The following is an 8,887-nucleotide window of genomic DNA, read 5'->3' on the forward strand; positions in this document are numbered from 1 at the left end:
GATGTGGCGCTGACCTACGCGCCGGAGCCGGCCTATTCGCTGGTGCTCTACATCAACCAGCCGACCGATGCCGACGGCAATGCCAGGATGCGGGCGCTGACGCGGGCGCTGATCGACGTGACGATCAAGCATGGCGGGCGCTTCTTCCTGCCTTACCAGCTGCATTATACGGCCAGGGAATTGCTGGCCTCCTATCCCGAACTGCCGGCCTTCCTGGCGGCGAAGCGGCAGTATGACCCGACGGAACTGTTTTCCTCGACCTTCTACCGTGCCATCAAGGCGCTGAGCGGGGTGGCGTAGACGTTAGGAGACTTCATGCGCAAGGTATCAGCCGCGGCACTCATCCTCATCGCGCTGTGCGCTGGCCCTGCCGGAGCCGAGGATCTCAAGGCCTTCAAGCTGACCATCGACGGTGTGACGGTCGATATCGATCCCGGCGAGAGCGCAGACGTGACCCTGCCTGGCGGCAAGCAGAGCAAGGTGACGCTCGAACGCAACGACTTCGCCACCTTTTCCGGCAGCGTTTTCTCCTTCGTTCACCCCAGCAACATTTCGGTGACCAAGACCGACCTCGGCGATGATATCACGCAGTATCTGATGGCGTCGGCTCTCGGCACGATCGTCGTGGTGCAGGAATATGGCGCGATGAATCCGGTGTCGCTTAACCAGCTGATGCTGCAGGAGATGACCAAGGAATCGGTGCTGGCCGGCGCCACGCTGACGCAGGAGCCGACGACGCGCAAACTCGCCGACGGCAAGGAATTGACCGGGATCCGCGCCGAGGTGACGACACGCACCGACACCGCCGATTTCGAGATCGTCGGCTTCGGCCTGGCCGATCGGGGGCTGCTGTTCATCACCCGCATTGCCGGCGAGGATGCAGCGACCGAAAAGCCGCTGATCGACAAGTTCTGGAAGAGCCTGAAAGTCAAGTTGCAGCGGGACTAGGGTCGTGTCCCGGTTTGAATTTCGGTTGGGATCCACACTTTTGCGTAACGGCGGCTCAAGTTATTCTGACGATCCGGAGGTTGGAGATCCTGCAGCATGGCGAAGCTCATTTTCAGAATGAACCAGTCCCTCGACGGTTACGTCGACCACCAGAAAATGCCGTCAGGCCCGACAATCTTTCGTCACTGGATGGAGCAAGTGCGCAATTTGAGTGGCAGTGTGTACGGTCGCGGCATGTACGAGGTCATGCGCTATTGGGACGAAGACAGTCCTGAGTGGAACGCGGAGGCGCACGAATTCGCGGCGGCGTGGCGGAGCCAACCGAAATGGGTTGTGTCGCGCTCGCTGAAGTCGGTCGGCCCCAATGCCACACTTGTCGCGGACGACGTCGAGGCGGTGATAGGTGGGCTTAAGGCTGAGCTCGTCGGGGAGATTTCAGTTTCCGGACCAGACCTGGCACGAAGCCTGACCGACCTTGGTCTTATCGATGAATATCAACTCTACCTCCATCCGTTCGTGCTCGGTCAGGGCAAGCCATTCTTCGCCGGCCCCCGGCCGCCGCTTCGCTTTGTGGCCAGCGATTTGATTGGCGACGACGTGATCAGGTTGACCTATGTGCCTGCCTGACCACGCGGTCGTCAAACGCCAGGGGGCTTACAGCCCCTTTGGCATCAGTCCGGCCAGCCAGTTCACGGAGCGTTTCGCGGCGTCGGCGGTTGCCGAGGCGGCGCGGCCGAGATCGGTCTTGACCACGGCGTAGCCGTTCTTGGTGCGATAGAGCACACCGGTTCCGCCATCGACCACCTGTTCATAGGCGACGGGCCGGGCGGCATCGGCTTCCATGGCCGTCGTCGGCGAACCGACCGAGACGCTTGGCCGGTGGCTCAATTCAGGCGGCAATGGGCTTTCGGTTCTGACGACCCGGCTGGCGGGCTTCAGTTTCGGGCGCGATGCGGTCGCGGCCAGTTGCGAGGAGGACGACGAACCCTTCGTGCGGCAGATGCCGGAGACGAGCGGATAATTGAAATTGCGCTCGTGCAGCATCTGGCTCTTCATCGCCGCTTCGCACTCGGCGACGGTCGACCACTTGGCCGGCGTCTCGCCGATATATTCGCAAAGCTTGGCGTCGCAGTCGCAGCCGACTATGGTCATGGCGATAAGGGCGGTCTTGATCACGGTCTTGTCCCTTCGAGATGCCCCCGGCAGCCCATTCATTTCTTCCCAGTCCTTCGCGCGCGAACAAGGCGGGATTTGGCCGCGATTGTGGAATGGGCGTGGCGGAGGCCAGGAAATGCATGATCCTGGCCGGGCGTGGCCGAAAGGCCTCAGTAGTCGTAGACGTGTTCAAGCTTGGCGCCGGCCTTGATCAGCGCCGGCAGCACGAGATGCAGCTTGCGCACGGCGACGATCATGCCGGTGCGGCGCATCGCCGGGTCGGCCGGCAGCGGATAGCTGAACAGGATGCGCATGCCTTCGGGGATGACGATCGTATCGGTGGAGAGCACGGTGACCATGATCTCGTCATTGCCGCCGATCTCGACGAAGGAGACGCCCTTGTCGATCAGGCGCGGGATCACTTCGGTGAACACCTGATAGCGCCTGGTGACGAAGATGGTGCCGTCAGCGCCCATGTCGCGTTCGAGCAAGGTGTCGGGCTCGTTGCGGGTGGCTTCGCCGACGGGTCCCTTGGCCCAGACATGGATGTCGAGCAAGGCGGGGTCCATCGTGGCAGCGAGCGCCTTGGTGATCAGGTCGGCATAGCCCTGCTTGATGGTGTCGGCGAGGCCGAAGGCGAGCTTGCGTTCGCTGGTGCGGATGGAACTGTCGCCCGGCGCCGACTGCACCGCAAACAGGCCGGCGCGCTTGTCGGCATAGGGGAACTGATACCAGGGCACCTGGTCGAGAAACCCTGCATAGTCCGCCGCCATCTTGGCCTGATAGATGTCGGCGGCGGTGCGCTTGGCCGTCGTCGCCTCGGTGATGCGGCCGACCGTGTTCTCATAGGCCCACTGCAATATATGCTCGATCGAGTGGCTGGTGCCGATGATGACCAGCATCTGGTGGTTGGCGTAGTTGAACTTATAGGGAGAACTGGCGCGGATGACCATGGCGTAGTCCTGCCAGAAGCGGCCGACATAGGACCAGTAGGGGAAGCCGCTCGGCTGGTCCTTGTCGACGAAGCCGGCATATTCGCGCGCGGCGTAGACGATCGCCCATTCCGGATAGGTGAGGAAGGTCGATTCCTCCGGCCGCTGGTAGCCTGGGATCTCGGCGCGAACCTTGTCGGCCAGCGCCTTGGGCGGCGCGCCGTCAGCAATGCCGGGCAGCGGCGTCTTGTCGAGCGACGACGTCGTCAGAAAGCCGTAGCTCAGCCCGGCGATCGGGATGAGGATGACGATGACGATCACCCAGAGGATCGTCTTGATGATGCGCTTCAGCCAGCGGAACAGGAACATGGCCAGTCAGGCCGTGGCGAAGTGTTCGTGTATGCGCCTGGCCAGCCGGAAGCCGACATAGACGGCGAAGCCACCAATGACGAGGTGCGGCAGGTTGGCGAAGAAGCGAGCCGGGAATTCGATATCGTTGAGGGAGCGGAAGCCGTTGATGAAGATACCGGCATCGAGGCAGCCGGAACCGGTGATCAGCCCGAGCACGCCGTCGAACAGGTAGACCGAACCGAACAGCTTGAAATAGAACACCGCCTGGCGGTGCGAGATGAAGGCGGCGGCCAGAGCCCAGACGCCGGAGAAGGCGTGCAGCAGGTCGTCATACCATTGCAGCGAGAACAGGCCGAACAGATTGCCGTCGGCGTCGTTGAACGCCGGTATGTAGCCGATGGCGACGACGCCGAAGAACAGGAAGGCATAGGCGACGGCAAGCTTCTGGATGAGCGTCATGAAGTGTCCCCTCGAAGAGTCCGCCTGAAAACAGACTCTGACGCTGGGATACTAGCTGATTTTGGCGCGCGGTGAAGCGGCGCCCGCGAGATCGCCGGCGAAGGATATCGAGGGGCAAAAAGGCAGTCGGCGCCGGGATTTCTCCCAGCGCCTCCCTGTCAGATCAGGACACGGTCGCGGCAGCAACTTCCGTAAAGTCGTCGCGCCTTGCCGGCCTTGATTTTGACGGTCCTGCCAGTCCGCCGCCCGAGAGCAGCGTCCGTTCGGGACCACGCCGGTTTTCACCCTTGCGGGCTTTGCCCTGCGCACCATCGAAGGTTTTTGCCGTCCTTCATGGCAGCATCGGTCCGCCGTAGGCGTTGGCACGCTTTCCGCGGCCCCGTAGGTCTCGGCTCCGTCCCTCAAAACAGGCAAGCCTGCTCTCGCTTCGGGCCGTACGGGCCTCAGGAAATCCGCCTTTCACTTCGCCTTTCGGCTTGATGATCGGTAGCCGCCTGAGATGGGTTTAACGTACGCCGGGTAAGGGTCCTGGGGAATGGCCGGAGGCCTGTGGATAACGGGATTATCGGGGATCAAGCTGGGATAACGAAATTTTCCTGTCCGCCACGATGGGCCTCATCGGCGGACATTCGGCCTTGCCCTGCCGCCCGGTGCGGTCTTCAATGCCGGCAAAGGATCGGACCTGCATGTCCGGCGCCGGGGAGGGCGGGTATTTGAAAGTTGGAGTGGTTCTCAACCCGATTGCCGGTGGGGGCCGGCTGAAACGGCATTGGCCTGATGTCGCCGTGTCGCTGAAAAAGCATTTCGGCGAATTCGAACTGCGCGAGACGCAAGCGGAAGGCGACGCCGAAAGGCTGGCAATCGATCTCGCGATGATTGGCTTCGACCTGGTGATCGCGGCCGGCGGCGACGGCACCGCCAGCGAAGTGGCCGACGGGCTGCTGCAAGCGGCCAGGGAAAGCGGCCGGACCACCGAGCTTGGGCTCTTGCCATGCGGCACCGGCATCGATTTCGCGCGTGGGCTAGGGCTGCCGAAAAAGGTCGATGCCGTGCTGAAGCGGATCGCCGAAGCCACGCCCCGCAAGGTCGATGCCGGACGCATCTGCTACGTCGACGATCACGGCGCGCTGGCCAGCCGGCATTTCATCAACATCGCCAGCCTGGGGCTTTCCGGCGCCACTGACCGCGCCGTCAATGCCGACAAGCGCAAGGGCAGGATGTCGGCCAAGGCGCTGTTCCTGTGGCGCACCGTGGTCGAGTTCATCCGCTACCGCTTCCAGGAGGTCAGCATCACGGTCGACGACGGCGTCCCCGTCGAAGCGCGCATGGCGCTGGTGGCGGTGGCAAACGGAAAGTTCTTCGGCGGCGGCATGATGATCGCGCCGGATGCGGAACTGACCGACGGGCAGTTCGACATCGTCATCCTGCGCGCGGCCGGCAAGCTGAAGCTGATCTGGGACATCCGGCTGCTCTATGGCGGCCGGCATCGCAATCATCCTGCGATCACCATCCTGCGCGGCAGGAAAGTGGTGGTCGAACCGCTCGGCGATGCGTCAGAGAATGGCGCGCTGGTCGACATAGACGGCGAGTCGCCGGGACGCATACCCGCGACCTTCGAGATCCTGCCCGGTGCATTGACGCTCAGATATTGAATCAAGCCGTTGACAGATTGATTCAGATGGATCCGCCGATCCAGCCAACGCCCTGAAATCGTTTGATATCCAGCCGGCGTCAGAGTTCGAGCTTGGCCGGGAAACCAGGTGCGCGCAGGTCGGTGCCGACGGCATCTTCCAACAGTTTGACGATCTGGGTCGACCAGGCGCCGCCGCCATAGGCGGCCTTGCCTTGCTGAAAAATGGCGTTGACGCGCGATGCCAGCTCAAGCGGCACGCCGGACTGCTCGCCGATGGCGAGCGCGAAGCCGAGGTCCTTCAGCGCCAGGTCCATGGTGAAGCCGATGTCGTAGGAGCCGTTGAGGATGAGCTGGCTTTCGGTCTCGTGGACGAAGCTGTTGCCGGAGGAGGCTGATATGGCGTGGTAGGATTGGGCGAGGTCGAGCCCGCCTCGTTTGGCCAGCATCAGCGCTTCGCCGGCGGCAACGAGATGGATGAAGGCGAGCATGTTGGTGATCACCTTGATCACCGCCGCCGAGCCGACCGGGCCCATCAGAAACGATTTTGCGCACATCGCCTCGATGGCGGGGCGATGACGTTCATAGAGTGCGGCGTCGCCACCGACCAGCGCGGTGATCTTCCCAGCCGCCGCCAGGTGCACGCCACCGGTGACCGGGCATTCCAGCGTCTCGACGCCCCTGGCCGAGGCGAGGGCGGCGAGGCGGGTAATTTCGTCGCGGCCGTTGGTCGACATCTCGATCCAGGTGCCGCCTGCGGGCAGGCCCTCCAGCAGACCATCGGCGCCCGCCAGCACGGCTTCGCTCACCTTCGGAGAGGGCAGGCAGGAGATTGCGTTGCCGGCCCGTGCGGCGGCCTCGGCGGGGCTGCTTGCCGCTGTGGCCCCGAGCGCCACCAGGCGCTCGACGGCGGCGGGATCACGGTCGAAGACCGTGACGGCAAAGCCGTTGCGGATCAGGCTGGCGGCAAGGTTGCCGCCGAGGTGGCCAAGGCCGATGAAGGCGTAGCTTTCGCTCACGGCGTCAGCGGCGTCTGCATCATCTGCAGATGCAGGTCCTTGCCCGTGTAAGGGTGTGCTTCGCAGACCGCCTCGTTGAGCTCGACGCCGAGGCCGGGCTCCTTTGAGGGGATGATTTTGCCGTCCTGCCACTCGATCTTTTTCTTCAGCAGCGTGGCGTGGAAACCGTCCCACTGCTTCAGCGATTCGAGGATGAGGAAATTGGGCAGCGTCACCGCCAGTTGGATGTTGGCCGCACCGACGATCGGTCCGCAATAGCAATGCGGTGCGATCTGGATGTGGTAGGCCTCGGCCATGGCGGCGATCTTCTTGGTTTCGAGAATGCCGCCGGAGCGGCCGAGGTCCGGCTGCAGGATGGTCGCGGCGCGGTTCTCGATGACGCGGGCGAATTCAAACTTGGTCGTTAGCCGCTCGCCGGTGGCGATCGGGATCGAGGTCGCGCGGGCCACTTGGGCCATGACCTCAGGCATATCAGGCGGCACCGGCTCCTCGAACCACAAGGGATCGTAGGGCTCGATGGCGCGCGCCATGCGCAGCGCGCCGGACGCTGTGAACTGGCCGTGCGTGCCGAACAGGATGTCGGCGCGGGTGCCGACCGCCTCGCGGATCGCCTTGATCATGCGGGTGGACAGGTCGATATCGACGAGGCGCGGCTGATGGCCGTCGAAGGCTGTGTAGGGGCCGGCGGGGTCGAGCTTGACGGCATTGAAACCCTGCTCGACATATTCGAGCGCACAGGCAGCGGCGAGATCTGGATCGTTGTAGACGTTCTTGCCGTGCGCATCCTCGGAATGGACGCTGCCGCTGTGCGGATAGAGATAGGTGTAGGAACGCAGCGTTTCGTGCACCTGGCCGCCGAGCAGTTTATAGACCGGCTTGTCGGCTTCCTTGCCGATGATGTCCCAGCAGGCCATTTCCAGCGCCGAGAAGCAGCCCATGCCGGACACATCGGGGCGCTGGGTGAAGCCGGAGGAATAGGCGCGGCGGAAGAAATTCTCGATGTCGTGCGGGTCGCGGCCGATGAGATAGCGCTCGGCCATGTCCTCGACCATGCGGGCGGTAACATGGGCCGAGAAGGTGGCGTTGTAAGCCTCGCCATAGCCGACGACGCCGCCGTCGGTGGTCAGCTTGACGAAGATGAAATACTTGCCGCCGATGCCGGGCGGCGGATTGCCGACAACCCAGGTCTTGACGTCGGTGATCTTCATTCTTGGTCCTCCAGAACCAGTTCGGCGCCTTTCCAACCGGTCATGATCGAGGCGGCGTTGGTGTTGCCGGTGATGTTGTCGGGAAAGATCGAGGCATCGATGACGCGCAAACCTTCCAGACCATGCACCTTGAGGCGCGGGTCGACGACGGCGCGCGCGGGATCCGGCCCCATGCGGCAGGTCGAGACCGGATGATAGACGGTGCCCGAGCGCTTCCGGAAATCCTGGACCAGATCGGCATCGGAGGTGATCGAGGGACCGGGCAGGACCTCTTCCTCGATGATCTCGGCCATGGCAGGCATCGAGGCGATCTTGCGCACGAATTTCACCGCCGCCAGCATCTCCTCGACATCGGCATTGGTGGAGTAGGCATTGGCCGTTATCCTGGGGTAGTCGCGCGGATTGGCCGAGCGGATCATGATCTCGCCACGGCTCGACGGGCGGCAATTGGACAGGCCGATGGAAAAGCCCGGCCATGGGTCCGGCGTCAGGATCGGGCGCTCGCCGCTCTTGGGAATGACGGTCGAGAAGGCCTGGAAATAGAGCTGCATGTTGGGCCGCGTCGCCGCAGGGTCGGTGCGGAAGAAGCCGCCGGCATTGTTCATCGACAGCGACAGCGGGCCGGAGCGGGTCAGGATGTATTGCATGCCGACCAGTAGCTTGCCCCACCAGGGACGCAGCGTCTGGTTGAGCGTCGGCAGCCTGCCCTTGAAGGTGTAGTTGATGCCGACATGGTCCTGCAGATGCGCGCCGACATTCTCGTTGGCATGGACGATTGGGATGCCCAGGCCGCTAAGCAGAGCGGAGGGGCCGACACCGGACAGCTGCAGCAGCTGCGGCGAGTTGACCGAACCGCCCGACAGGATGATTTCGCGGCCGGCACGCGCTGTCTTCGTTTCGCCGTTCTGCAGATATTCGACGCCGACGGCACGCTTGCCCTCGAACAAGATTTTTGTCGCCAGCGCCTTCATCTCGACGCGGACATTCCCGCGCTTCATCGCCGGGCGCAGGAAAGCGCACGCCGCCGACATGCGGCGGCCATTGCGGGTCGAGATCTGGTAGATGCCGACGCCCTCCTGGGCGGCGCCGTTGAAATCCGGATTGAGCGGCAGGCCGGCCTGCTGGCCGGCGGCGAGATAGCGTTTGGTCAGCGGGTGGACTGCGTCCGAACAGTCGGTGACATGC

At 63.4% G+C, this 8,887-nt stretch carries 9 protein-coding genes and 1 pseudogene; 4 read left to right on the forward strand and 6 right to left on the reverse strand.

All coding sequences use genetic code 11. The annotated features are described in order from the left end of the window. From EN906_RS13360 to EN906_RS13370, 3 genes and pseudogenes are all read left to right on the forward strand, one after another. A pseudogene (locus EN906_RS13360) lies at window positions 1–300 on the forward strand (FAD-binding oxidoreductase); the annotation flags it as partial. Between the two features lie 15 nt (window positions 301–315). Beyond that, the gene (locus EN906_RS13365) at window positions 316–948 is read left to right on the forward strand and encodes a hypothetical protein (RefSeq protein ID WP_127268288.1); all 633 of its coding nucleotides are present in this window, start codon (window positions 316–318) and stop codon (window positions 946–948) included. Between the two features lie 96 nt (window positions 949–1,044). After that, on the forward strand, window positions 1,045–1,575 hold the full coding sequence (locus tag EN906_RS13370) for a dihydrofolate reductase family protein (RefSeq protein ID WP_127268289.1): 531 nt from the start codon (window positions 1,045–1,047) through the stop codon (window positions 1,573–1,575). Window positions 1,576–1,602: 27 nt separating this feature from the next. On the opposite strand, the gene EN906_RS13375 is transcribed toward EN906_RS13370, so the two are convergent. From EN906_RS13375 to EN906_RS13385, 3 genes are all read right to left on the reverse strand, one after another. Beyond that, the gene (locus tag EN906_RS13375) at window positions 1,603–2,124 is read right to left on the reverse strand and encodes a hypothetical protein (protein WP_127268290.1); all 522 of its coding nucleotides are present in this window, start codon (window positions 2,122–2,124) and stop codon (window positions 1,603–1,605) included. Window positions 2,125–2,273: 149 nt separating this feature from the next. Beyond that, window positions 2,274–3,404 (reverse strand): hypothetical protein, encoded by a 1,131-nt coding sequence (locus EN906_RS13380; RefSeq protein ID WP_127268291.1) that lies wholly within the window; start codon window positions 3,402–3,404, stop codon window positions 2,274–2,276. A gap of 6 nt (window positions 3,405–3,410) precedes the next feature. Beyond that, window positions 3,411–3,845, reverse strand: coding sequence for a hypothetical protein (locus EN906_RS13385; RefSeq protein WP_127268292.1), 435 nt, complete (start codon window positions 3,843–3,845; stop codon window positions 3,411–3,413). 713 nt (window positions 3,846–4,558) lie between these two features. On the opposite strand from EN906_RS13385, the gene EN906_RS13390 reads away from it, so the two are divergent. Then, window positions 4,559–5,497 carry a diacylglycerol kinase family protein gene (locus tag EN906_RS13390; protein WP_127268294.1) on the forward strand — a complete coding sequence of 313 codons (939 nt, stop codon included), beginning with the start codon at window positions 4,559–4,561 and terminating at the stop codon, window positions 5,495–5,497. 79 nt (window positions 5,498–5,576) lie between these two features. On the opposite strand, the gene EN906_RS13395 is transcribed toward EN906_RS13390, so the two are convergent. The 3 genes from EN906_RS13395 to EN906_RS13405 all read right to left on the reverse strand — a co-directional run. Then, window positions 5,577–6,494: an NAD(P)-dependent oxidoreductase gene (locus EN906_RS13395; protein ID WP_127268293.1), complete on the reverse strand. Its 918-nt coding sequence runs from the start codon at window positions 6,492–6,494 to the stop codon at window positions 5,577–5,579. Further along, window positions 6,491–7,702: a mandelate racemase/muconate lactonizing enzyme family protein gene (locus EN906_RS13400; protein WP_127272520.1), complete on the reverse strand. Its 1,212-nt coding sequence runs from the start codon at window positions 7,700–7,702 to the stop codon at window positions 6,491–6,493. Before EN906_RS13400 ends, EN906_RS13395 begins: the two co-directional genes overlap by 4 nt. Continuing rightward, window positions 7,699–8,887, reverse strand: a 1,189-nt coding sequence (locus EN906_RS13405; RefSeq protein ID WP_127375211.1) for a GMC oxidoreductase, incomplete at its 5' end; no start/stop codon positions are given. The genes EN906_RS13400 and EN906_RS13405, both read right to left, overlap by 4 nt.

The organism is Mesorhizobium sp. M7A.F.Ca.CA.004.06.1.1 (genome assembly GCF_003999135.1).
GTDB lineage: Bacteria > Pseudomonadota > Alphaproteobacteria > Rhizobiales > Rhizobiaceae > Mesorhizobium.

Coding starts and splice junctions, on each gene's coding strand:
- EN906_RS13365 (WP_127268288.1), top strand. CDS start 316: ATGCGCAAGGTATCAGCCGCGGCACTCATCCTCATCGCGCTGTGCGCT.
- EN906_RS13370 (WP_127268289.1), top strand. CDS start 1,045: ATGGCGAAGCTCATTTTCAGAATGAACCAGTCCCTCGACGGTTACGTC.
- EN906_RS13380 (WP_127268291.1), bottom strand. CDS start 3,404: ATGTTCCTGTTCCGCTGGCTGAAGCGCATCATCAAGACGATCCTCTGG.
- EN906_RS13385 (WP_127268292.1), bottom strand. CDS start 3,845: ATGACGCTCATCCAGAAGCTTGCCGTCGCCTATGCCTTCCTGTTCTTC.
- EN906_RS13400 (WP_127272520.1), bottom strand. CDS start 7,702: ATGAAGATCACCGACGTCAAGACCTGGGTTGTCGGCAATCCGCCGCCC.